The sequence below is a fragment of the Kitasatospora sp. NPDC101108 genome (assembly GCF_055584725.1).
Genome location: NZ_JBVJLM010000009.1, coordinates 179224 through 201219 on the forward strand (window position 1 = coordinate 179224; position 21996 = coordinate 201219).

The 21996-nt window shown below is 73.3% G+C and carries 20 protein-coding genes; 9 read left to right on the plus strand and 11 right to left on the minus strand.

Features of this window, described 5'->3' with window-relative positions; genetic code table 11:
• Nucleotides 1-49 precede the first annotated feature (49 nt).
• Nucleotides 50-970, minus strand: coding sequence for a glutaminase (locus ACZ6Z8_RS21205; RefSeq protein ID WP_465611692.1), 921 nt, complete (start codon nucleotides 968-970; stop codon nucleotides 50-52).
• 153 nt (nucleotides 971-1123) lie between these two features.
• Nucleotides 1124-1801, minus strand: coding sequence for a DUF3152 domain-containing protein (locus ACZ6Z8_RS21210; RefSeq protein ID WP_465611583.1), 678 nt, complete (start codon nucleotides 1799-1801; stop codon nucleotides 1124-1126).
• Nucleotides 1802-2154: 353 nt separating this feature from the next.
• On the opposite strand from ACZ6Z8_RS21210, the gene ACZ6Z8_RS21215 reads away from it, so the two are divergent.
• On the plus strand, nucleotides 2155-2370 hold the full coding sequence (locus tag ACZ6Z8_RS21215; RefSeq protein ID WP_465611584.1) for a heavy-metal-associated domain-containing protein: 216 nt from the start codon (nucleotides 2155-2157) through the stop codon (nucleotides 2368-2370).
• A 56-nt stretch (nucleotides 2371-2426) separates the two neighbouring features.
• Here the strand turns inward: ACZ6Z8_RS21215 and ACZ6Z8_RS21220 are convergent, their stop codons facing one another.
• Nucleotides 2427-2987 carry a DinB family protein gene (locus ACZ6Z8_RS21220; protein WP_465611585.1) on the minus strand — a complete coding sequence of 187 codons (561 nt, stop codon included), beginning with the start codon at nucleotides 2985-2987 and terminating at the stop codon, nucleotides 2427-2429.
• Nucleotides 2988-3086: 99 nt separating this feature from the next.
• On the opposite strand from ACZ6Z8_RS21220, the gene ACZ6Z8_RS21225 reads away from it, so the two are divergent.
• Nucleotides 3087-4046, plus strand: a complete 960-nt coding sequence (locus ACZ6Z8_RS21225; protein ID WP_465611586.1) for a helix-turn-helix transcriptional regulator — start codon at nucleotides 3087-3089, stop codon at nucleotides 4044-4046.
• 210 nt (nucleotides 4047-4256) lie between these two features.
• Here the strand turns inward: ACZ6Z8_RS21225 and ACZ6Z8_RS21230 are convergent, their stop codons facing one another.
• Nucleotides 4257-5279 (minus strand): S66 peptidase family protein, encoded by a 1023-nt coding sequence (locus ACZ6Z8_RS21230; protein ID WP_465611587.1) that lies wholly within the window; start codon nucleotides 5277-5279, stop codon nucleotides 4257-4259.
• A gap of 136 nt (nucleotides 5280-5415) precedes the next feature.
• Between ACZ6Z8_RS21230 and ACZ6Z8_RS21235 the strand changes: the two genes are divergently transcribed.
• A complete protein-coding gene (locus ACZ6Z8_RS21235) occupies nucleotides 5416-6186 on the plus strand; it encodes a GNAT family N-acetyltransferase (RefSeq protein WP_465611588.1) in 771 nt (256 codons plus the stop codon).
• A 169-nt stretch (nucleotides 6187-6355) separates the two neighbouring features.
• Here ACZ6Z8_RS21235 and ACZ6Z8_RS21240 read toward each other — a convergent pair whose 3' ends face one another.
• Nucleotides 6356-7285, minus strand: coding sequence for a LysR family transcriptional regulator (locus tag ACZ6Z8_RS21240; RefSeq protein WP_465611589.1), 930 nt, complete (start codon nucleotides 7283-7285; stop codon nucleotides 6356-6358).
• A gap of 245 nt (nucleotides 7286-7530) precedes the next feature.
• Between ACZ6Z8_RS21240 and ACZ6Z8_RS21245 the strand changes: the two genes are divergently transcribed.
• Nucleotides 7531-8061, plus strand: coding sequence for an SRPBCC family protein (locus ACZ6Z8_RS21245; protein WP_465611590.1), 531 nt, complete (start codon nucleotides 7531-7533; stop codon nucleotides 8059-8061).
• An 11-nt stretch (nucleotides 8062-8072) separates the two neighbouring features.
• Nucleotides 8073-8795, plus strand: a complete 723-nt coding sequence (locus tag ACZ6Z8_RS21250) for a maleylpyruvate isomerase family mycothiol-dependent enzyme (RefSeq protein WP_465611591.1) — start codon at nucleotides 8073-8075, stop codon at nucleotides 8793-8795.
• Nucleotides 8796-8826: 31 nt separating this feature from the next.
• On the opposite strand, the gene ACZ6Z8_RS21255 is transcribed toward ACZ6Z8_RS21250, so the two are convergent.
• Nucleotides 8827-9285, minus strand: coding sequence for a MarR family winged helix-turn-helix transcriptional regulator (locus ACZ6Z8_RS21255; RefSeq protein WP_465611592.1), 459 nt, complete (start codon nucleotides 9283-9285; stop codon nucleotides 8827-8829).
• Between the two features lie 106 nt (nucleotides 9286-9391).
• Nucleotides 9392-9874: a MarR family winged helix-turn-helix transcriptional regulator gene (locus ACZ6Z8_RS21260; RefSeq protein ID WP_465611593.1), complete on the minus strand. Its 483-nt coding sequence runs from the start codon at nucleotides 9872-9874 to the stop codon at nucleotides 9392-9394.
• Between the two features lie 43 nt (nucleotides 9875-9917).
• Here ACZ6Z8_RS21260 and ACZ6Z8_RS21265 point away from each other — a divergent pair, with 43 nt between their 5' ends.
• Nucleotides 9918-10907 (plus strand): alpha/beta hydrolase, encoded by a 990-nt coding sequence (locus tag ACZ6Z8_RS21265; RefSeq protein ID WP_465611594.1) that lies wholly within the window; start codon nucleotides 9918-9920, stop codon nucleotides 10905-10907.
• Between the two features lie 22 nt (nucleotides 10908-10929).
• On the opposite strand, the gene ACZ6Z8_RS21270 is transcribed toward ACZ6Z8_RS21265, so the two are convergent.
• The gene (locus ACZ6Z8_RS21270) at nucleotides 10930-12054 is read right to left on the minus strand and encodes an MFS transporter (RefSeq protein WP_465611693.1); all 1125 of its coding nucleotides are present in this window, start codon (nucleotides 12052-12054) and stop codon (nucleotides 10930-10932) included.
• Nucleotides 12055-12404: 350 nt separating this feature from the next.
• Here ACZ6Z8_RS21270 and murJ point away from each other — a divergent pair, with 350 nt between their 5' ends.
• Together murJ and fabV are read left to right on the plus strand one after the other, a co-directional pair.
• Nucleotides 12405-14102, plus strand: coding sequence for a murein biosynthesis integral membrane protein MurJ (gene murJ, locus ACZ6Z8_RS21275; RefSeq protein WP_465611595.1), 1698 nt, complete (start codon nucleotides 12405-12407; stop codon nucleotides 14100-14102).
• 299 nt (nucleotides 14103-14401) lie between these two features.
• On the plus strand, nucleotides 14402-15613 hold the full coding sequence (gene fabV, locus ACZ6Z8_RS21280) for an enoyl-[acyl-carrier-protein] reductase FabV (protein ID WP_465611596.1): 1212 nt from the start codon (nucleotides 14402-14404) through the stop codon (nucleotides 15611-15613).
• Between the two features lie 267 nt (nucleotides 15614-15880).
• On the opposite strand, the gene ACZ6Z8_RS21285 is transcribed toward fabV, so the two are convergent.
• The 3 genes from ACZ6Z8_RS21285 to ACZ6Z8_RS21295 form a co-directional block, all read right to left on the minus strand.
• On the minus strand, nucleotides 15881-17281 hold the full coding sequence (locus ACZ6Z8_RS21285) for an erythromycin esterase family protein (protein WP_465611597.1): 1401 nt from the start codon (nucleotides 17279-17281) through the stop codon (nucleotides 15881-15883).
• 285 nt (nucleotides 17282-17566) lie between these two features.
• Nucleotides 17567-19303 (minus strand): amidohydrolase, encoded by a 1737-nt coding sequence (locus tag ACZ6Z8_RS21290; protein ID WP_465611598.1) that lies wholly within the window; start codon nucleotides 19301-19303, stop codon nucleotides 17567-17569.
• A 130-nt stretch (nucleotides 19304-19433) separates the two neighbouring features.
• Nucleotides 19434-20066, minus strand: a complete 633-nt coding sequence (locus ACZ6Z8_RS21295) for a TetR/AcrR family transcriptional regulator (protein ID WP_465611599.1) — start codon at nucleotides 20064-20066, stop codon at nucleotides 19434-19436.
• A 71-nt stretch (nucleotides 20067-20137) separates the two neighbouring features.
• Here ACZ6Z8_RS21295 and ACZ6Z8_RS21300 point away from each other — a divergent pair, with 71 nt between their 5' ends.
• The gene (locus ACZ6Z8_RS21300) at nucleotides 20138-21637 is read left to right on the plus strand and encodes a purine-cytosine permease family protein (protein WP_465611600.1); all 1500 of its coding nucleotides are present in this window, start codon (nucleotides 20138-20140) and stop codon (nucleotides 21635-21637) included.
• The last annotated feature ends 359 nt before the right edge of the window (nucleotides 21638-21996 follow it).

Sequence of the window (21996 nt, forward strand, 5' to 3'; positions counted from 1 at the left end):
GCAGTCGGGCCAGGTCGCGACGACGTTCGCGACCTGGCCCGCTCGGCCGTCAGAACACCGAGCAGCCCGAGAGGGTGGTGAGGGTGTCCAGGGCGGTCACCGCGGCGACGGAGTTGCCGGCCTGGTCGAGGCGGGGGCCCCAGGCGCAGACCGCGGCCCGGCCGGGGAGTATCGCCAGAATGCCGCCGCCCACGCCGCTCTTGCCGGGCAGGCCGACCCGGAAGGCGAACTCGCCGGCCGCGTCGTAGGTGCCGCAGGTGAGCAGGACGGCGTTGATCCGCTTGGCCTCGCTGCGGGTCATCAGACGGGTGCCGTCGGTGCGGACGCCGTAACGGGCGAGGAAGGCGCCGGCCAGCACGAGGTCGCGGCAGCTGGCGGCGATGGCGCAGTGGGCGTAGTAGTGCTCCAACACGGTCTCGACCGGGTTCTGCAGGTTGCCGTGGCTGGCGATGAAGTGGGCGAGCGCGGCGTTGCGGTGGCCGTGCGCCGCCTCGGAGGCGGCGACCACCGGGTCGGTGCCCAGCAGCGGGTTGCCGGACTCGCGGCGCAGGAACTCCCGTACCGCGCCGGAGGCGTCGCCGGTCAGCGACTGGAGGCGGTCGGTGACCACCAGGGCGCCCGCGTTGATGAAGGGGTTGCGCGGGATGCCGTGCTCGGTCTCCAGCTGCACCAGCGAGTTGAACGGGTTGCCGGAGGGCTCGCGGCCCACGCCCCGCCACAGCGCCTGGCCGCCGTCGCTGCTGTAGGCCAGGGCGAGGGCGAGCGAGAACAGCTTGGAGACGCTCTGGACGGAGAACGGCTGCTCCCAGTCCCCGACGCCGTACAGCTCGCCGTCGACGGTGGCCACGGCCATGCCGAAGGACTCCGGGTCGGCCTCGGCGAGGGCCGGGATGTAGTCGGCGACGTGGCCCCGGCCCGTGGTCGCCCGGGCGGCCGCCTCGGCGGCCTCCAGCAGGACGGGGAAGTCCAGGTTCTCCACATCGTTCAAGGCTCTTCACTCCACGCACGGACGGACGGGTACGGACACCAGCGGGACCGGGGGCCGTCGTACGGCGACACCCGGTCCGACCAGTGATTATCCGTGCTCGGGGGAGTGCTCGTGTCCGGCGGGCGCCGACCCGGCCTACGGCGCGTTGCTCGGCGCCTGGACGGGCGGGCCGGTGAGCAGGGTGCCGGTGTCGGAGTAGGGCCAGCCGTTGGGGACGCAGCCGTGCAGGCCCTTGATCTGCTGCATCATCACCGGCGCCGGGGCGCCCGGGCCCGGGCAGTCGACGTGGCCGTTGCCCAGGATGTGGCCGACCTCGTGGTTGACCGCGAGCGCGTGGTACAGCTCGGGGCGGCCCTGGTAGAACTCGGACAGCTCCGTCCAGCGCCTGAGGTTGATCACCACCTGGTGCTGGACGCCGCAGTTGACCCAGCCGCCGGTGTCCAGGCCGTACTGGCCGCAGATCCGGTCGGTGGAGGCGGGGGTCGCCAGGTAGACCGTGAAGTCCACCGGGTCGGCGGGCATCCGCTGGAAGGACGCGGTGTTCCCGGCCGCCCAGCCGCGCCGGGTGTCGCCGAGGATCGTGTCCACCTCGGCGGCGAACTGCTCGGGGCTCTCCTGGATGCCGTCCTCCACCCGCACCTTGTAGCGGTACAGGTGCTCGCCGGTGCCGAAGCGGGCGGAGCCGCCGGGGGCGGTGGTGAAGGCCAGGGGCGCGGGTTCGTCGTGCCAGGGCTGCCACCGGAGCAGTCCGGCGGTCACCGTCCCGACCAGGGCCAGGGCGAGGGCACCGTGCCAGGGCTTCCAGCGCTTCATGGTGGCAGAACAGCTCCTGCGGTGGGGCGAAAGGGTTCGTCAGGAGGAACGGGCAGGTGGGCGGGGGTGGTTCAGGCGGGGGTGGCTCAAGCGGTGGCGGTTCAGGCGGGGGCGAGTGCGAGGGGGTTCGGGCACCAGCCCGGGCCGACGGGACCCACCGACGGCCCCCCGTCGGGCGCGGGGCCCGGCCGGTTCCCGGAACCACTCGATGGTGCCATCCCGGCGGCGTGTCCCTGGGCGCGGCGTCGGGATTCCGCTGTGGTGGTGGTTCCGGATCGGCTCGCCGATCACCCCGGCTCGCCGATCACCCCTGGCAGGCCGATCGTCCCTGACACGCCATTGGAGGCACCGCCATGTCCATCACCACCGTCCTCACCGTCGACGGCATGAGCTGCGGCCACTGCGAGCGGACCGTCAGCGCCGGGCTGGCCGCCATCCCCGGCGTCACCGACGTCGTCGCGGACGCGCCGACCGGCCGGGTCACCGTGGCCTCCGCCGGGCCGCTGGAGGCGGCGGCGGTGCGCAGCGCGGTGGACGGAGCCGGGTTCACCCTCGTCGGCGAGATCTGAATCCGGACGGTGACGGGGGCTGCCGGCCCAGGCGCGGCAGGCAGCCCCCGGTCGGCTCAGCCCATGCTCTTCGCACCGTCCAGGGCCTCGCGGATGATGTCGGCGTGGCCCGCGTGCTGGGCGGTCTCGGCGACGACGTGCATCAGCACCCGGCGGGCCGACCACTCGGCCTCGGGCTCGAACCAAGGGGCCTTCGGCAGCGCCTGGGTCGCGTTCAGGTCGGGCAGGGTGGCCACCAGCTCGTCGGTGCGGCGGGCGACCTCGGCGTACTCGGCGAGGACACCGGCCAGCGTCTCGCCGGGCAGCATCCGGAACTCGTCGGCCCGGCGGGCGAAGTCGGCCTCGGTCCAGGTGGAGAAGTCGGGCATCGCGGACGCGCCCTCCACGATGAAGTTCGCCCACACCCGCTCGACCGCGGTCACGTGCTTGACCAGGCCACCGAGGCACAGCTCGCTCGCGGTGGTCCGCAGGCCCGCCTGCTCGTCGGTGAGGTCGCGGGTGGTGAACCGCAGGAAGTGCCGCTGCTTCTCCAGCGCCACCAGCAGATCGGCGCGCTCGCCGGTGACGGGGGCGGTGGTGGCGGCGGTGTCGGCAGTGGTGGTCGTGCTCGTGGTCATGGCTCGGGCCTTCCGTTCGGTTCCTGCTCCCTTGGACAAGAACAACGCTAACGGCCATTGCGGCCACTTTCTGTCCTGAATTCAGGACAGAATCGAGGCATGGCGAACACCAGCACCCGAACGCTGCGACTGCTCTCCCTGCTCCAGACCCACCGCTACTGGCCGGGCGACGAACTCGCCGACCGGCTCGGCGTCTCCGTGCGCACCCTGCGCCGCGACATCGACCGGCTGCGCGAACTCGGCTACCCCGTCGAAGCCCAGCGCGGGGTCGACGGCGGCTACCAACTGGCGGCGGGCGCGGCCCTGCCGCCGCTGGTCATCGACGACGAGGAGGCGGTCGCCCTCGCCGTGGGCCTGCAGGCGGCCGCCGAGAGCCCGGTCGAGGGCGTCGCCGAGGCCTCCGTACGGGTCCTGGCCAAGGTGGTGCAGGTGATGCCCGCCCGGCTGCGCCGCCGGGTCGAGGCGCTGCGCGCGGTCACCGTCCCCGTCAACTGGGGCGCCTCCGCCGGCTCCGGCGTCGACCCGGACGCCCTCACGGCCGTCGCCCTCGCCTGCCGTGACAGCGAACGGCTCCGCTTCTCCTACACTGCCGCCACCTCGGCCCGCACCGAACGGCACGTCGAACCGCACCGGCTGGTCTGCCTCGACCGGCGGTGGTACCTGGTCGCGTACGACCTCGACCGCGGCGACTGGCGCACCTTCCGCCTCGACCGCCTCACCACCGCCGAGGGCACCGGCACCCGCTTCGCGCCGCGCACCCTCCCGGCCGCCGACGCCGCCGAGTACGTCCGCGCGGGCCTCAACGCCACGCCCCGGTCCACCCGCATCGAGGCCCTGGTCGAAGCCCCGGCCGACCGCGTCCGCGCCCACGTCGGCCGCTGGGGCGACGTCGAGGAGGTCGACCCCACCCACTGCCGCCTCCGGATGACCGCCGACTCCCTCGACTGGCCCGCCATGGCCCTCGGCTCCCTGGCCGCCGAGTTCCAGGTCATCCACCCACCCGAACTCCGCACCCTCATCGCCGAATGGTCCACCCGCTTCGCCCGCGCGTCCCAGTAGAACCCCCTCCCGGCACCCCGCCCGCCCCCCGGTTCCCGGCTCAGGCCCACCGGCTCCTGGCCGCCGGACGCGCCCCCGTCGGACACGGCTGCGCGCACCTGAAGGCCTGGCGCGTCCTCGCCGAACTCCGCACCAGCAGGAGTGCTTTCGACCGGGCGCAGCTCCGGACAGCACGTTCGAAGACGGCGAAGGCTCACTGACCAGTAGTGCTCAGCCGGCCGGTCCGGTCAGCATGTGCGGTCGTACCGCCGGTTCGAGCAGCGACAAACTCCGCTGCTGCGCATCGAGGGCTGCGCGGATGCCGACAGGCATCGGGAGATTCGGGCCGGCATGGCCGAACTCGACGTTGCCCAGGACCGGGATGTCGCGGTCCCCGAGGACGTCCAGGACTATCTCGGCCAGGGTCGGGGACGCGTCGGGCGTGTCGAGTCCGTCGATCGCCTGCGGAACGCCCACGACCATCCCGGAGATCCGGTCGAGGATGCCACAGTGCCGCATCACCTGCAGGTAGCTCCACACGTACGAGGCGTGGCCGCCCATTTCCTCCCAGAACAGCACGGCGCCGTCGAAGGATTCGATCGGCAGCGCGTAAGGCGTCGCCTGCGCCAGCACGATGCGGTTGATCACCCCGCCGATCAGCCGGCCTTCGGCACGACCAGGCCGCCAGCACTCCCACGACGGACCGGTGGGCAGCTCGCCGATCGGCTCCGTGCCGGTCAGCAGCGTCGAGTACAGCTTCTCAAGTTCCGCTCTGCGCGCCGCGGGCGCCGTCTGCCAGTGCCCGCCGAATCCGGGTGTGGCCAGGTCGGCATGGAACCCGACCAGACCCGTGCGGGCGTGGAGCACCAGATGAAGCAGCGAGATGTCGCTGTAGCCGAGGATCGGCTTGGGGTCGGCCCTGATCGCCTCGACGTCGATCAGATCGAGGTAACCGAGCGCCGTCTGGCCACCGTCATGCGCGATGATCGCGCGCACCTCGGGATCACGCAGAAGAGAGTTGAACTCCTCGGCAATCTCCACCGGCCGCGCCGCGCTCCACCAGTGCTGCCGCCCGGCTTCGAGCAGCGGCGCGAGACGCACGCGGAATCCCATGCGTTCGAGCTCGGCCACCGCCCGGTCAAGATCGGGCGCGTATCCGACATGGAGCGGCCCGGACAGCGACGCGATGACGACAAGATCTCCGGGTGCCAGGGCGCGAGGTCGAAGCAGCTGAGGCAGTTCAGCACGGGTCACCGAGACAGCATCCCGACATCCTCGGCAACACGCCACGCATTTCCCGATCGACCGTACCCGGGCCCAGGCTCGTCGACCTCCGCTCGAAGCTCGGAATTCGCTTGGACGGAGCCGGGATCCGGGCGATCATGGCGGGATGTCCGATCTGCTTGAGCGCGTGAACGCCTTCCGTGCCTCCTTCGCCCGCCGCCATGCGGCGGAGATCGTCGAACTGCCCGAGTTCCCCGGGGTCTTCGCGGTCCGGAACGCGGACTACGTCCTCTCCCACGAGCACAACCAGCTGATCGTCACCGGGCCCGGGACCGACCCGGCGGCGCTGCCCGGTCTGGCCACCCGCTGGCTCGGGCAGCGCACGCGGTACGCGGTCACCGTGCTGGACGAGCAGTGGGGCGAACGGGCCGCGCCGGTGCTGGCCGGGGCCGGGTACGAGCGGGGCACCGTCGTGGTCCTGGCCCGGGGCACGGCGGGCTGTGAACTGCCCGAACCGGCCGCGCTGCCCACGGAGTTCGCCGACATGCGGGAGGCCGTGCTGCGGCAGGAGGCGGAGTGGTACGAGGGCGAGGAGCTGATCCGGCAGCTCACCGACCGCCGGCCGACCCGGCTGCGCGGCGCCGAACAGGTGCACTTCCTGACCGCCCGGACGGCGGACGGCGAGGTCGCGGCCTGGGTGGACCTCTACCTCGAACCGGCTGCCGGGCTGGCCCAGGTGGAGGACCTGGTCACCGCGGCCCCGCACCGCGGCGCGGGCCACGGGGACACCCTGCTCGGCAGCGGCCTGGCGCTGGCGGCGGCCGCCGGGATCCCGCAGCTGTTCCTGCTCGCGGAGGCGGACGGCTGGCCGCGCGAGTGGTACACGCGCCGGGGCTTCACGGAGATCGGGCGCAGCCACTCCTTCCACACGAGCTGACCGCAGGGGCCGACCGCACGGATCGGTCGGACGAACCGGCCGGTGCGGTGAGGCCGTCGGCGAGTTGGGCGCCGAGCTCGCTGGACGTCCTGCCGGTGGGCTCCGCGCCGGGTGGCCCCGGTGGCGCCGGGGGCGGTGGCGTCGCTGGAGTGGGGCGGGGTGGCCCCGGTCAGGCAGTGGGAGCGGGAACGGGCGCGGGACCGGCCGGGAGCGGCCTCGCGCAGTGGGTGGCGACGGTGTCCGCGAAGGCGCGGGCGAGCGGGCCCAGGGTGTCCCACTCGCGGGCGGCCCAGCCGACGGTGAGGCCGGGCAGGTCGGGCAGCGGGACCAGCCGCAGGCCGGGGTGTCCGGGTCCCTGCCACTCGGGGAGCGCGGGTACCACGGCGTGGCCGAGGCCGAGTTCGGCCAGCAGGATCGCGGTGTCCCAGTCCGTGACGCTGGTGTCGAAGACCGGTCGGATGCCCGACTTGCCCAGCCAGTCGTCGAGTTGGGAGCGGGACACCGAGTTCTGCGGCAGCCCGATGAGCCGGGCGTCCTGCAGGTCGGCGGGTTCGATGCGGGAACGGGCGGCGAGCGGGTCGCCGGCCGCCACGGCGAGGACCCAGGGCAGGTCGGCCACCGGTCGCTGTTCGATGCCGCGGACCGGCGTGCCGAGGGTGATCCAGGCCAGGTCGACCTGGCCGGCGGTGAGCGCCTCCAGACAGCTGCGGCTGGACACGCCGGTCTGGAACTCCAGGTTGACCTGCGGGTGGCGCTCGCGGAAATCCACCACGGCCGCGGACATGAAGTGCCGGATGCTGGTGGCGCCGGTGGTGATCCGCACCGATCCGCCCTCGCCACGGGCGAGTTCGGCGATGGTGCGCAGGGCGTGGTCGATGCCGCCCAGGCCGTTGGCCACGGCGGTCTGCAGATGGCGTCCGGCGTTGGTGGGCACCACGCCGCGCGGGTGGCGTTCGATCAGGGTGAGTCCCAGCTCGCGTTCCAGCCGCTTCACGTGCTGGCTGACGGCGGACTGGCTGCAGGCCAGCTCGCGGGCGACGGCGCTGAGCGAGCCGGCCCGGCAGACGGCGGCGAAGATGCGGAGGTCGTCGAGGGTCACGAGCGCCCAGGGTACGCGCGTCCGGGCTCGCACCCCAGAGGCCCAGATCCAAGGCAGGGCTTGGAGGTTTCCCAGCAAATCGGTGGATTGACTTGGATGTTCGCCAGGATCGATCATCGGTGGCAGGGCCCGCGAGAAGGGCGGCAACCCGCCCGCTGTCTTCGCGCGTTCCGGACGCTCAGGCGGGGGCGCGGCGGGTGTCGACCCGTACGGACGAGTACGTCAGGCAGTGGAGGGGGAGCGGTATGCGGTACGCCGATGGTCCGGGTACGCAGTGCGAGGTGTTCGTCGAGGCGCCGGTGGAGCGCGTCTGGGCGCTGGTGACGGACATCGAGTTGCCCGCCCGGCTCAGCCCGGAGCTCCAGCGGGTTGCCTGGCTGGACGGCGCGGACGGCCCCGCCCTCGGAGCGCACTTCGAGGGGTTCAACAGCCGGCCGGACATGCGCGACTGGCGGACGGTCTCCGAGGTGGTGGAACTGGCCGAGCACCGCGCCTTCGCCTGGGCCGTCATGGACGCGGACGGCCGGTTCGGCGACCCGGTGTCGGAGGTGGGCGGAGCACTGGCCCGTTGGCGCTTCGACCTGATTCCCGAGGGCGGCGGCACCCGGCTGCGCCACTCGGTGGTCATCGGCCCGGGCCGCAGCGGCGTGACCCTGGCCATCGAGACCCGGCCGGAGGTCGAGGAGAAGATCGTCGCCTTCCGGCTGGGGGAACTGCGGAGCGGGATGACGGCCACCCTGGAGGGCGTCAAGTCGCTCGCTGAGAAACCGAGTTAGAAGCCCACGCCATGGAGTTCGACGAGCTGCTCCGGCAGGTCCGGGCGTCAGCGGCGCTCCTCGGCGCGGACGCGGAGGCGCTGACCGACCGGCAGGCCCGCGAGCCGTCCCTGCTCCCCGGCTGGAGCCGAGGGCATGTGCTGACCCACCTCGCGCGCAGTGCCGACGCCTACCGGTGGATGCTCGCCCTGGCCCGGACCGGCACCGCTCCCGGGCCGCGGGCGGACGCCGCCGAGCTGGAACGGCAGTTGGTCGAGGGCGCCGGGCGTGAGGCTCGCGTGCTGGCCGCGGACCTGCGGGACAGCCTGGACGGGCTGCTGCGGGACGCGGCGGCGCTGCCCGTCGAACGCAGGACGGTGCTGATCCCCGCGCTGGCGGGCTGGCGGCACCCGGCCTGGTACCTGCTGTGGCGGGCCTGGCGGGAGCTGGAGGTACACCACGTCGACCTGAACACCGGCCGCACAACGGCGAGTTGGCCGGAGGAATTCGTACGGACGGCCCTGGCGGAGACGGCCGCGGCGCTGGCTGCGCGCGGGGTTCCGCTGGCCCGGGTCGAGGCGGAGGACCTCGGCCGGGACTGGGTGGTCGGCGGAGCGGGCCCGGTGGTGAGCGGCCCGGGGCGCGAACTGCTCACCTGGTTCGCCGGACGCGGCCCGGCGGCGGGACTGCGCGCGGACGGACCGCTGCCGCTGCTGCCGGGCTGGCCGTTGCCGCCGGTGCCGGGCTGGTCGTAGAAGCCGTGCGCGGGCAGGGCACGACGGGTGTTCAGTGGTGCCAGGCCGCGCCTCCGGTGTTGTGGACGAACCGCTGCAGCACCTTCAGCGTGGTCAGGTACTCCTCGTCCGAGATGCCCGCGTGGCGCTCGGCCCACAGCTCGCCCTGGACGGCCGCCACCTTGTCGAAGAACGCCCGGCCCTCCGCGGTCAGTTCGAGCCGGCCCCCGGCGGACTCGGTGACCCAGCCGCGCTCGACGGTCGCGTCGACCTCGGTCTCCATGGTGTCCTGCCCGGTGTCGAGGTAGCCGCGCAGGACGGCGCAGACGTCGTCGCGGGTCCTCGGCTCCTCGGCGCGGGCGAGCTGGGCGAGCACCCACCACTGCGGCTGGGTGGTGCCGAGCTCGGCCAGCGCGCCCCGGGTCCGGCCCACGACGGCCTTGTACGCGGCCCAACTCCAGTATCCGATCGGCTGCTTGACCAGTTCGTCGTCACTGTGCGAGTACTCCACGGTCGATCCGCCCCTTCTCGTCGATCACTTCGGTGTGGCCGACCCTAGAAGTTGAAGTCGACTTGAGGTCAAGCGGGCGGGAGCGGAATGGGGGAGGGTGCGGCTCTCAGCCGGTGGGAGTGCCGATCCGGTCGCGTTCGAGGGCGGCGCGCAGGGTCGCGAAGGTCCGGGCGGTCGCCGAGAGCGAGGCGTCGTCGAGGGGTCCCGTGAGGAGTTCAGTCAGGGCGTCGGTGAAGGTCCGCTGCGCCTCCTCGGCGAGCCGGGTACCGTCGGCGGACAGTGCCAGCAGTGAGGACCGGCGGTCCGCGGGGTTCGGCCGGCGGGTGGCCCATCCCAGCTTCTCCAGGCGGTCGACGCCCTTGCTGGTCGCCCCGACGCCGATGGCGAACTCGGCGGCGATGTCCGCGACCCGGCAGCCGGGGTGGCGCCGCAGGTAGTCGAGGAACTCGTACTGCGAGGTGACGATCCCGTGCCGTTCGCGCAGGCGGTCGTTGAGGGCGTTGTACAGCCGGGTCTCGCACCTGACCAGGTCGGCGAAGAGGTCGCGGAGCCCTGCTGCGGCGCGACCCCCGTTCAATGTATCTTCCACGGCATATAGTGTACGGGAAGCTACTTGTGGCAGGAGTGTGCCCATGAGCAGGGAACAGCGCATCCGGATCGACGGAATCCTGCGCCGAGCGGAACCGGAAGGACCCAGGACGGTCGAGGAGATCCGGGCCGGCTTCCGGGAGCTGATGGCCCGGATGATCGTGCCCCACAGCCGAATCCGGACCGTCGACACCGCCCTCGGCGGTCGCCCCGCCCTGCGCGTCGAACCGAGGACCGGCCCGGACGCGGGGGCACAGGACAGCCCGGACACGGAGGCGCAGGACGGCCCAGGTGCGGGGACGATCCTGTACTTCCACGGCGGCGGCTGGGTCTTCGGCTCGCCCCGGACCGCCCTCTCGCTGACCGGGAACCTGGTGGCCAGGACCGGCCTCGGGGCCTACTCGGTGGACTACCGGCTCGCCCCCGAACACCCCTTCCCGGCCGCGATCGAGGACACCCTGAGCGCCTACCGCGACCTGCTCGACCGCGGTGAGGACCCCTCCGCCGTCGTCTTCGCGGGGGACTCGGCCGGTGGCGGCCTCGCCGTCACCACCTGCCTCGCCGCCCGGGACGCGGGCCTCCCGCTGCCCGCCGCCGTCCTGGCCTTCTCGCCGGGCCTCGATGCGACCAGGACCGGCGAGAGCATGACGACCAAGGAGGACGCCGACCCGATCTTCACCCGCGCGGCCCTCGAACACACCGGGGCCATGTACCTCGGCGGAGCCGACCCCCGCCAGCCGCTGCTCAGCCCGGCCCTCCACGCCGACCTCACGGGCTTCCCGCCGATGCTGCTCCAGGTCGGCGCCAACGAGATGCTGCTGGACGACTCCGTCCGCCTGGCGGCCCGGGCGAGGGCCGCGGGCGTGGACGTCGTCCTGGACGTCACCGCCGATGTGCCGCACGTGTTCCAGGCGTTCGCGGGCGTCCTCGACGAGGCGGACGAGGCGCTGGACCGGGCCGCCCTCTTCCTGTGCCAGCGGATCCGCGCCGGGGGCGCCGCCCGGGGGTCGGCCGCCCGGCCGGCCGGGGGGTGACCGGGGCCTGTACGCCGCGGGTTCAGGACTCGGTGCTCGCCTGGCGCAGCAGATAGAGGCCGGAGGTGGCGGCGAGCAGGGCCATGCAGGCGGCGAAGACCAGGGCGGCGTGGGTGAGGCCGAGCGGACCGGTGAGCAGGCCGACGCCGATGACGGGGATCGAGATGCCGAAGTAGGCGACCACGAAGAGCGCCGAGAGGGCGCCGCCGCGATGCTCGGCCGGGCTCGCGTCGGCGACCTCGCCCACCGCGCCGCGCAGCCCCATGCCCTGCCCGGTGCCGCCCACCAGCGCGGCGAGCACCAGGAGCGCCAGGACGGTCCAGGCGAGTGAGCCCGCCAGCAGCGCCAGTCCGGCGATCAGCACCAGGCAGCCCAGCGGGATCGCCCGGGCGCTGCCCAGCCGGGGGACGAGCAACTGGCCGATGGTGGAGGCGAAGAAGGCCGCGAACACGACGAGGCCGACGACCGCGCGGTTGTGGACGTCCAGGCCCTCGGCGAGGAAGGCCGGGCTGACCGAGGTGAACAGGCCCAGCAGGGAGAACCCGGCGAAGGCGGCGATCCCGGCCGGCAGGAACACCTGGCGCACCTCCGGCGGCAGTTCGGGCAGGTTGGGGCGGGCGGTGTGCAGCGGACGGGCGTCGGCGACGGTCTCCGGCAGCAGCAGGAGCAGCCCGAAGGAGACGGCGAGCAGCGCCAGGTGCGCGGCGAAGGGCAGCAGCAGGGGGTGCGGCGCGTACTCGGCGAGCACGCCGGACAGCAGCGGCCCGCAGCCGAGGCCGCCCATGTTGGCGGCGGTCGCGACGAAGTTCGCCCGCCCGCGGTGCTCCGGCGGGGCCAGCTCCAGGACGTACGCGGTCGCGGTGCCGGTGAACAGGCCCGCCGACAGTCCGGACAGCAGTCGGCCGAGGCAGAGCAGCAGCACGCTGTCCGCAGCCAGGAAGACCACGGCGCTGCAGGCCGCGCAGACCAGTCCGCAGAGCAGGACGGGACGGCGCCCGACCGCGTCGGAGACGTTCCCGACCAGCAGCAGGACGCCGATGACGGCGAAGGCGTAGACGGCGAACACGACCGTCACGGTCAGTTCGGAGAAGCCGATCCGCTCCCGGTACAGCCCGTACAGCGGGGTGGGCAGGGTGGTGCCGGCCATGCAGACGGCGAAGGCGAAGGCGGCCAGGAGGTAGCCGGTTCGGGCGAGTGCGGGCTGGGCGGTCCGATGATCGGTCACCTGTCCACGATAGGTGCGTCGTCCGGCCGGGCCGCAGCACACGGGCGGGCGCTGCGCCGACCGGCCGTACGCCGGAGGGTGCGACCGGCGCGATCCGACGCTTTGACGGAACGTCACCGTACCGGCCGACGCCGCGCCGGAGCAGAAGGCCACCGACGGCGGGGGCGGCGGCTGCAATCCGAACATCCGGTGCTGCTTCTGAGTCGTACCGCGTCGTCCGTCGTATTCGAACTCTCGCAGCGCCGACGAGCGTTGGACCGTAGATTGACTCCATGATCGAGGAGACTTCGTCCGGCACGTCGGAGCGATCGCCCGTGCGGCGCAGGAGGCACGCGGCCCCGACGCGGGCCGCTGACGGCGGCGTGCTGCGGTCGTCCGCGCTGATGGCCGCCGGGACGGTGGTCTCGCGCGCCACCGGACTGATCCGCCAGGTGCTGCAGACCATGGCGCTGGGCACCGGACTGCTGGCCACCACCTACAACCAGGCCAACACGGTGCCCACCAGCCTGTACTTCCTGCTGATCGGCGGCGCGCTGAACTCCGTCCTGGTCCCCCAGCTGGTCCGGGCCCGGGCGGAGGACCCGGACGGCGGGGTCCGGTTCGAACAGCGCCTGGTCACGCTGGTGCTGTGCGTCCTGGGCATCGGCAGCGCGCTGGCGACCTGGGCCGCCCCCGAGATCATCGGCATCTACCAGCGCGACACGCCCGCCACCCACGAGGCGTTCGAGCTGACCGTGGTCTTCGCCCGCTTCCTGCTCCCGCAGATCTTCTTCTACGGCGTGTTCAGCATCTTCGGACAGATACTCAACGCCCGTAACCGCTTCGGGGCGATGATGTGGATCCCGGTCCTGAACAACCTGGTGCTGATCACGATGTTCGGCCTCTACCTCTGCCTGGTCACCGTCCCCGAGAAGGTCGCGGACATCACCGACGCCCAGGTGAGGCTGCTCGGCATCGGAACCACCCTCGCCCTGGCCCTGCAGGCGCTCGCCCTGGTCCCGTACGCCCACGCCGCCGGCTTCCGGCTGCGACCGCGCTTCGACTGGCGGGGCGTCGGCCTGCGCAGGAGCGTGAGCGCGGCGCGCTGGACCCTGCTGTTCGTCCTGGTCAACCTGGTCGCCAGCACCGTGGTCACCCGGCTCGCCTCCGCCGCGGACGCCGCCCTGCCCGAGGACGGCGTCGGCTACACCGCCTACAGCTACGCCCAGCAGATCTGGATGCTCCCCCAGTCGATCGTCACGGTCTCCCTCGTCACCGCGCTCCTGCCGCGGATGAGCCGGGCCGTGGCCGAGCACCGCCCCGACGCGCTGCGCGCCGACCTCTCCCGGGCGCTGCGGGTCAGCGGCGTCGTCATCGTCCCGGCGGCCTTCTTCTTCGCCGCCTTCGGCCCGCAGATCGCCCAACTGCTGTTCGCCCACGGGGCCGCCGACGTCGCCACCACCGCTCCGCTCGGTCACATGCTGCAGGCTTTCGGCCTCGGGCTGGTCCCGTTCTCGGCCCAGTACCTCCTGTTGCGCGGCTTCTACGCCTTCGAGGACACCCGCACGCCGTTCCGCATGGCGCTGTGGATCAGTGCCGTCGACATCGCCCTGGCCGTGGCCTGCCACCTGCTGTTGTCCCCCCGCTGGGCGGTGACCGGCATGGCCGCCGCCTACGCCCTCTCCTACGCCGTCGGCCTGCTGCTCACGGCCCTGCGGCTCAGGCGCCGCACCGGGGGCCTGCTCGACGGGCGACGCATCTGCCGCTCCTACGCCAAGCTGACCGCGGCCGCCACCGCGGCCGCCGCCACCGGCTGGGTCGTGGCCCGCGGCTGCGCCCGCCTGCCGGCCCCGGGCACCTGGGCTCCGGCCGTCTGGACGCCGGCCGTCTCCCTCGCCGCCGGCGGCATCGTGATGGCCCTGCTGTTCCTCGGCTTCGCCCGGCTGCTGCGCATCGGCGAACTCCGCAGCCTGCCGGGCCTGGGCGGCTGAACCCCTTCCCCGGCGGTGCGTTCGGGCTCGGGGCCCGTCGGTGGTGAGCGGTCGAGCCGTTCGCCGAGGAGGTGCTGCTCGGCGAACGGCTACCCCTGCACCTACGCGTGCACACCGCGTGCTCGCCGCCGGCCGTAGCCTTCTCCCCGTCGCGGTGGAAGTGGCGGAAGGCGCCAAGATCGGCCCTTGATCGTTGTTCCTGGCGGGGGCCACGGGCCGCGGCCGTCCTGGCACAGACTTTCAGGTGTCGCGGCCCGGTCGGTGGCCGCGGCCTCGGCCCGGAACCAAGGACTGCCATCGTGAGCGAGCGCGTTCTCACCCCCCGTCACCGGGGTTTCCTCTTCCTCGACTCCCATCCGGCGGGCTGCGAGCGGCTGGTCACGGACATGTGGCAGGCCTGCCCCGGACCCGCCGAACTCCCGCAGGAGGACGGGCCGGTGGCGCTGATCATCGGCTCCTCGGCCGGGTACGGGCTGGCGGCCACCGTGGCCGGCCTCAAGCGGGCCGGCATCCGCGGAATCGCGGTCTGCTACGAGAAGGCCCCCTCCGGGCGGCGCACCGCCACGGCCGGCTGGTACCGCAGCGCGGCCACCGCCGAACTCGCCCGCACCGCCGGCCGTGACCTGGTCCTCCTCAACGGCGACGCGTTCTCCGACCCGATGAAGGAGCAGGTCGCCGAGCTCATCGAGCAGCGGTTCGGCGGCCGGCTGGACTACTTGGTCTACTCGGTGGCCGCGCCCCGGCGCACCGACCCGGACACCGGCATCACGTACGCCTCCGTCCTCAAGCCGATCGGCCGGGCGAACCGCACCAGGACACTGTTCTTCGACGACCACGGCGTTCCCGAGGTGCGGGAGGTGGAGACCGGGCCGGCCGAGGGCGACGACGTCGAGCAGACCGTGGCCGTGATGGGTGGCACGGACTGGGAGCGCTGGATCGACCACCTGGCGGGTCGGGGCCTGCTCGGCGAGGGCTTCGCCACGGCCGCGCTGTCGTACATCGGCTCGCCGCTGACCGCGGCGATCTACCGGCAGGGCACCATCGGCGCGGCCAAGGTCCACCTGGAGGCCACCGCCCGGACGCTGGACGAGCGGCTCGGCCGGGCGGTGGGCGGGCGGGCCGTGACCTCCGTCAACGGCGCGGCCGTCACCCAGTCCTCCACCGCCGTCCCCGGGATCGCCCTGTACACCGGCCTGCTGCGCGGCGTCCTGGGCGAGGACATGGTCCCTCCGGTGCGTCAGCTCGCCTCCCTGTGGGACCAGCTCACCGGTTCCGCCCCGCTGGTGCTGGACGACGAGGGCCGGATCCGGCTGGACACCTGGGAACTCGCCGACGACGTCCAGGCGGCCGTCGCCGAGCGCTGGGAGGCGGCCACGACCGACACCGTGGCCGGTCTCGCCGACCTCGACTGGTTCCGCGCCGAGGTCCGGCGGCTGTACGGGTTCTCGGTGCCGGGGGTCGACTACTCCGCCGCGGTGGAGACCGACGTGCCCTGGCCCGGTGCTCGTTGACCGCGGTGGTGGGAGGGGGTGGCCGGCTGCGGTTCGAAGTGCGGTGTGCCGGTGGCCATTTGGGGTCAGCGTGCGGCGGGGGTCGGTGCGGCGGTGCGTCGGTGCGTCGGTGCGGCGGTGCGTCGGAGGTCGGGTGGCGGGTGAGGCGCCGGCCCGCGGCGGCGCGCTCGGGGCCGAAAGCGGGGGTGAGTCCGAAGGCGGGGGTGAAGGGGAGCCGGCCGTGAGGGGGACGAGTGGTTCTCGGCGTGTGAACCGGGAGAGTGCCCGTCAGAGCTTCTCGGCCGAGCGCACCCGGTGGAGGTGGATGAGCACGTCGTAGCCGGCGCCCAGGGCGAGGGTGGGCAGCGGGTCGCGGCTGAAGGTGGTCCCGGCGTCGTACGTCGGACGGGCCGTGTCCAGCCAGCTGCGGGCCGCGGGCGGGGCCTGGCGCAGGTCGAGGTAGTAGTCGCGGGGGCGGACCCGGTCCAGGAGGTACTCGTTCATGCCGAGGGTGGCCGGGGGCACCGTGGTGCTCCGCCAGTTGCCGGCGAACGGGTCGGTTCCGGTGAGGAAGGAGCCGCCGCCGAAGGTGAAGCCGATCGAGACGTAGCCGGCGCCGAGCGCGTCGCGCAGGTGGGCGCCCTGCGTGGTGGGGTAGAGCGCCGGGTTGCCGGACCGGTAGCCGACGTGGCCGTTGTGCGCCGAGACCAGCACCTTGCCGCCGAGACGGCGCTGCCACCACAGGGTGTTCTCGGCCATCGCCCGGTCGCGGAGCAGCTGCGCGGCGGTGACGGAGGGGGCGTCGTCGGTCCGCAGGGTGGCGAAGGCGAAGGTCCGGGCGATGTTCCGGGCGTGCTGGACGGCCCACTCGTACTCCGCGTCGCCGTCCTTCCCGGCGGCGGCGACCAGGTCCAGCGCCTGCTGGGCCAGGTCCGCGTCGCGCTGCCGCTCGGCCACCGGGACCCGGGTCAGGTAGCCGATGGCGTCGTCGAACGGCCGCAGTCCGGCGTACAGTTGCTCGACGCTCGACAGCGAGGCGGGCGCGGCCTTCCGCACGTAGCGGGTGACCTCGGCGAAGGGCTGCTCACCGATGCCGGGAAGGCCGAGGTCGGTTCCCACGAAGTGGACCCGGCGCTGCGGGTGGCTGCGGTTGTGGGCGCGCATCCAGTCGATGAGGTCGGCGAACTCCCGTCGCTGCCACGGCGATCCGGCCAGGGTGCGGCGGACCAGCCGACGGGCGTCGCCCTCGCCCTCGCCCTGGACGTAGGCGTCGATCAGCAGGCCGGCCGACCAACTGGCCTCCAGGGCGAAGATGGTGAAGCCCTTCTCCTCGACCAGGTAGCGGAACACCCGGTGCTTCATGGTGAAGAACTCGTGCGACCCGTGGGTGGCCTCGCCGAGGCCGACCACCCGGGCGTCGCCGATCATCGCGCCGAGTGCCCGCAGGCCGCCGGTCGGGGCGTCGGGCTCGGTGGACCGCAGGGGGTGGGCGATCCGGTCCAGTTCCTCGGTCACGGTGAAGGTTGGTGGGACCGTCCGTGGGCTGCTCGTGGCCTGCGGGCCGGTGGCGGCGGTTGCGGCCGTCGCTGTGGTGGCCGGGGGCAGTAGGGCGGCGGTCGCGGCGGCCGCGCTGCCGGCGGTGGCGAGCAGCAGGGTCCGTCGCCGGGTGGACTCCTGGGTCACGGTCATGATGGGCACTCCTCGGCTCGTCGGTTCAACTCGTCCGGCTGAGTGGGCCGGTGAGAGAATCCTCCGCCGAGGAGGGGGTGCGGCGCGCTGGGGCGGGCCGCCAGGTTTCCCGGGGGGCTTCCCTACTCGCCCCGGGCCCCTGGGGGCACCGGGACGGTTCCCCTGGGGACACCTGGACGGCTGGGCGGAATGCTGGTAGCGGGCGCGTTGTCCGGGTGCTGCGGGTGCTTCGGGTGCTCCGGGTGCTCCGGGGGTTCGGGGCTTCGGGGCTTCGGCCGGCCAGAGTCAGGAGAGCCGGGCGGCGCGGTGGGTGGGGCGGCCGTCCAGGACGGTGAGCAGGACCGGGACCCCGGCGAGTTCGGTGGCGGGGGTGGAGAGCGGGTCGGCCGCGAGGACGGTCAGGTCGGCTCGGTGGCCGACGGCGAGCCGGCCCGCGACGTGCTCCTCGCCCGCCGCGAAGGCCGCGTTGACGGTCATCGCGCGCAGCGCCTCCAGGGCGGTGAGTGCCTGGCCGGGGTTGTGCGGGGGCTGGGCGAGGTCGCGGGTGGGGCGGCGGTGGCGGGCACCCGCCATGACGCCCAGCGGCGGGTAGGGGGCGATCGGCCAGTCGGAACCGAGGACGACGGTGGCGCCCGCGTCCCAGAGGTCGCGGCAGCGCCAGGCGCGGTCGGCGCGCTCCTCGCCCAGGCGGCGGGACCAGTTGTCGGTGTGGTCGGCGCGGGTGAAGTCGCAGCAGTGGGTGGGTTGCATGGAGGCGATCACGCCGAGCTCGGCGAAGCGGCGCACCACGTCGTCCGGGACGGTCTCGATGTGCTCGATCCGGTGGCGGACGGGGGGTGTCGTCCCGTTGACGGTGGACCCGTCGGTGGTCTGGTGGGTGGTCCCGCTCGCTTCGTACGCGGTGGTTCCGTACGCGGTGGTTCCGTTCGCGGTGGTTCCGTTCGCGGTGGTTCCGTTCGCGGTGGCCCTGGCGACGGAGTCCAGGGCGTGGCGGACGGCTGCGTCGCCGATCGCATGGGTGGCGGTGGGAACCCCGGCCCGGTGCAGGTCCCCGATCACCTGGGTGTAGTGCGCCGGGTCGGGCCAGAAGGCGTGGGTCGACTCGCCGTGGCAGTCCGGGCGTTCCAGCCAGGCGGTGCCGTTGTCGATCGTGCCGTCCATGAACAGCTTGACGCCGTCCACCCGCCACAACTCCCCACCCCGGCCCTGGAGTTCGACCAGCTCGCGCAGCCCGTCCCGGTCCACTCCGGGCTGGCTCCAGGGGGCGACGCGCAGCCGCAACGGCAGTTCGCCGGCCTGGTCGAGCTCGGTGTAGAGGTCGAGGCTGTCGCCGCCCGCGTCCATCGCGTGGCCGCCGGTGAGGCCGCTCGCGGCCATCGCGCGAAGGGCGGCGGCCAGGCGCTCGCGGCGCTCCGTGCGGGTGGGCTGCGGGGCGACGCGTTCCACCAGTTCGCAGGCCGCGTCCTCCAGCAGCAGGCCGGTCGGGTGGCCCCCGGCGTCGCAGACCACCTCGGCGGCCTGGGCGAAGGTGCGCGGCCCGTCGACGCCGGCCAGCTCCAGGGCGCGCGGGCTGGCGAGCATGGAGTGGGCGTCGAACAGCTGGAGCAGCGCCGGGACGCCGTCCAGTACGGGGGCGAGGGCGGCGGCCCCGACCGGGCGGTCGCCGAAGGCGTTCGGGTCCAGGCCCCAGGCGTGCAGCCAGGCGCCCGGGGCGAGGGTCTTGACCTCGGCGGCGAGGGCGGCGCGGACGGAGGGCAGGTCGGTGCAGCCGGAGAGGTCCAGACCGTGGGTGAGCTCGGCGCCGGTGACCGGGTGCAGATGGCCGTCGACCAGGCCCGGGGTGACCACGGCGCCCTTGAGGTCGATCACCGTCGTCGCGGCGTCGGCGAGTTCGCGGATCGTCCGGTCGTCGCCGAGGGCGGCGATCCGGCCGTCGACCACGGCGAGCGCGGTCTGAGGGAGGAAGCCGCCGGAGGCGGGATCGAGCAGACGGGCGGAGAGGAGGACGAGGGAGGTGCGCACTTCGGCTCCAGCGCTGGTGCGGGGGTGGGGAGGCGGGGACCGGGGGACGGGCGAGCGGGTGGGGGAGGGGCCGGGGAGGGAGCGGGGAGGGAGCGGGGAGGCGGTCAGGAGGTCGGGGCGGGGAGGCGGGTCAGGAGGTCGGGACGAGGGTGCCGTCCGGCAGGCCGAGTTCGCGTTCGGCGGTGGCGGCGGCTAGCCGGGTGACGGACGCCGGGTGGTTGCCCAGACCGGTGTTGGCGTGGGAGGCGAGGCCGTCGATCACCACCAGGATGCGGACGGCCGTCAGCTGGGCATCCTCGGTGCGGAACTCACCCTGCTCGACACCCGCCCCGACGACGGCGGTGAGGCGGCCCCGCCACAGCGACTCCTGGCCGAGGACGCGCTCGCGCAGGACGGGTCGGTAGCGGCTGAGGTGGCGGGCGTTGAGCCAGAGCCGGCTCATGTCGTCGTAGGCCGGGCCGGTGGCGCGGGCGAAGAAGCGGGCGAGGTGGTTCAGCGGGGACCCGTCCGGCGGGTCGGCGGGCAGCAGGGTCTCCAGTTCGGCGGTGGCGGCGCTGCCGAAGGCCTCGGCGACCAGGTCCTCCACGGCCGGGAAGTAGTGGCTGATCAGGCCCGGTCTGACGTCCAGCTGCTCGGCGATCCGGCGCAGGGTGATGCACTCCAGGCCCTCGGTGAGGGCGACGGCGGCCGCGGCCTCGACGATCTCCGCCCGGCGGTCGTCGGGGGACTTCCGGATCCGTTTGCGCTGAACGCTTGACGTCATGTGCCGGATGCTATTGAGTGTGCGACCAATAAGCAAGCAGGTGGGCACGACACCCCCACGGAGGGCCCCCAATGGCGTCCACACTCCCGGACCATCCCCAGTCCGACTCCCCCGCCGGATCACCGGCCCAGCAGCCCCCGTTGTCCTCGCTTTCCATGCCCTCCCCGCCCTCCCCGCCCTCTGTGCCGCAGCAGGAGCGGAGCGGGCGGGTCGAGGTCCACGGCATCGACCACATCCCCGAGACCGAACGCCGCGGCCGCGCCCGGGAACTCTTCTCGGTCTGGGCGGCGGCCAACGTCAACTACCTCAACCTGGTGGTCGGCGGCGCCCTCGTGCTGACCGGCCTCAGCCTCTGGCAGGCGTTCGCGGTGGTCGTGGTCGGCAACCTGTTCTGGCTGAGCACCGGGCTGCTCGCCGTGTCCGGACCGGCGGCCGGAGCACCCAGCGAGGTGATCACCCGCACGATGTACGGCGTCCGGGGCAACCGGGCGAACAACGCCGTCACCGGGTGGATGATCTCCGTCTGCTACTTCGCGCTGAACCTCGCGGCGGCGGCCGTGGCGGCCTTCTCCCTCGCCGAACAGGTCGGGATCACCCCGAACACCCCGATCAAGGTCGCCATCGTGATCGCGGTCGTGGTGGTCACCCTCACCATCAGCGTCTACGGGCACGCCATGATCGTGCGGCTCTACCTGCCGATCACCCTGGCCCTCGCCGCCGCCTTCGCCGTCGTCGGGTACGAGATCCTCCGGCACGCCGACTACGGCTGGAGCCAGCCCCAACCGCTCACCGGCGGCGGACTGTGGGCGGCCGTCCTGGCCGGCATCACCCTGATCGCCTCCGGCCCGCTCTCGTACACCACCAGCGCCGACTTCTCCCGCTACCTGCCGGTCACCACCTCCCCGCGCGCCGTCCTCGGCTGGACCGCCCTCGGCGGGTTCATGCCCAGCGTCGTGGTCGGCGGGCTCGGAGTGCTCGGGGCCAGTGCCGTCGACATGACCGATCCGCAGGCCGCGCTCCAGAAGATCCTGCCCGGCTGGTTCAACCCGGTCTTCCTGCTCTCCCTGGTCGTCGGCACCATCGCTGTCAACGCCCTCACCGCCTACAGCGCCGGCCTCGCCCTCCAGGCCGTCGGCATTCGCATCCGCCGTACGCTCAGCGTGCTCGTGGACGGTGCGGTCGCGGTCGCGCTGACCCTCTACGCCCTGCTGGTCTCCAACTTCCTCGACACCGTCAGCAACGTGCTCCAGCTGACCGTCGTCCTCCTCGGGCCCAGCACCGCCATCTACGCCACCGACATCCTGCTGCGCCGCAACCACTACGACGGCCGGGCCCTCACCGACGAAACCCCGGACAGCCCCTTCTGGTACCGCGCCGGCATCAACCCGGTCGGCGCCCTCGCTCTGGCCGCAGGCGTGGCCGCCTCCGCGCTCTGCGTCGACACCCTCTACACCGGCCCGGTAGCCGCCCTGACGGGCGTCGACCTGGCCCTGCCGGTGGGCATCGTGGTATCCGCCGCCGTCTACGCCCCACTGATGCGGCGCTCGGCGCCGGCCCGCGACAGCGCCTGACCCCGGGGGGGTGAGCCGTGCGCTGGAAGTCGGCGGGCCCGACTTCCAGCGCACGGTTCGTCCGTTGGTGGGTGTGGTGTTGAGGTGGCCGGTGGGGTTGGGGGTGGCTGGCGCGAAAGGGTTTGGTGCTGGGGCTGGTTGAGGCGTGCGCTGGAAGTCGGCGGGCCCGACTTCCTACGCGCGGTTCGTCCGTTGGTGGGTGTGGTGTTGAGGTGGCCGGTGGGGTTGGGGGTGGCTGGCGGGAAGGGGTGTGGTGCTGGGGGTGGTTGAGGCGTGCGCTGGGGGGTGTGGTGTTGGGGTGGCCGGTGGGGTTGGGGGTGGCTGGCGCGAGGGGGTGTGGTGCTGGGGGTGGTTGAGGC

Bases quoted from the DNA above. Each gene is read 5' to 3' on its own strand.
- ACZ6Z8_RS21210 (WP_465611583.1), bottom strand. From the start codon at position 1,801: ATGAAGCGCTGGAAGCCCTGGCACGGTGCCCTCGCCCTGGCCCTGGTC.
- ACZ6Z8_RS21215 (WP_465611584.1), top strand. From the start codon at position 2,155: ATGTCCATCACCACCGTCCTCACCGTCGACGGCATGAGCTGCGGCCAC.
- ACZ6Z8_RS21220 (WP_465611585.1), bottom strand. From the start codon at position 2,987: ATGACCACGAGCACGACCACCACTGCCGACACCGCCGCCACCACCGCC.
- ACZ6Z8_RS21225 (WP_465611586.1), top strand. From the start codon at position 3,087: ATGGCGAACACCAGCACCCGAACGCTGCGACTGCTCTCCCTGCTCCAG.
- ACZ6Z8_RS21235 (WP_465611588.1), top strand. From the start codon at position 5,416: ATGTCCGATCTGCTTGAGCGCGTGAACGCCTTCCGTGCCTCCTTCGCC.
- ACZ6Z8_RS21245 (WP_465611590.1), top strand. From the start codon at position 7,531: ATGCGGTACGCCGATGGTCCGGGTACGCAGTGCGAGGTGTTCGTCGAG.
- ACZ6Z8_RS21250 (WP_465611591.1), top strand. From the start codon at position 8,073: ATGGAGTTCGACGAGCTGCTCCGGCAGGTCCGGGCGTCAGCGGCGCTC.
- ACZ6Z8_RS21265 (WP_465611594.1), top strand. From the start codon at position 9,918: ATGAGCAGGGAACAGCGCATCCGGATCGACGGAATCCTGCGCCGAGCG.
- ACZ6Z8_RS21270 (WP_465611693.1), bottom strand. From the start codon at position 12,054: ATGGCCGGCACCACCCTGCCCACCCCGCTGTACGGGCTGTACCGGGAG.
- murJ (WP_465611595.1), top strand. From the start codon at position 12,405: ATGATCGAGGAGACTTCGTCCGGCACGTCGGAGCGATCGCCCGTGCGG.
- ACZ6Z8_RS21285 (WP_465611597.1), bottom strand. From the start codon at position 17,281: ATGACCGTGACCCAGGAGTCCACCCGGCGACGGACCCTGCTGCTCGCC.
- ACZ6Z8_RS21295 (WP_465611599.1), bottom strand. From the start codon at position 20,066: ATGACGTCAAGCGTTCAGCGCAAACGGATCCGGAAGTCCCCCGACGAC.
- ACZ6Z8_RS21300 (WP_465611600.1), top strand. From the start codon at position 20,138: ATGGCGTCCACACTCCCGGACCATCCCCAGTCCGACTCCCCCGCCGGA.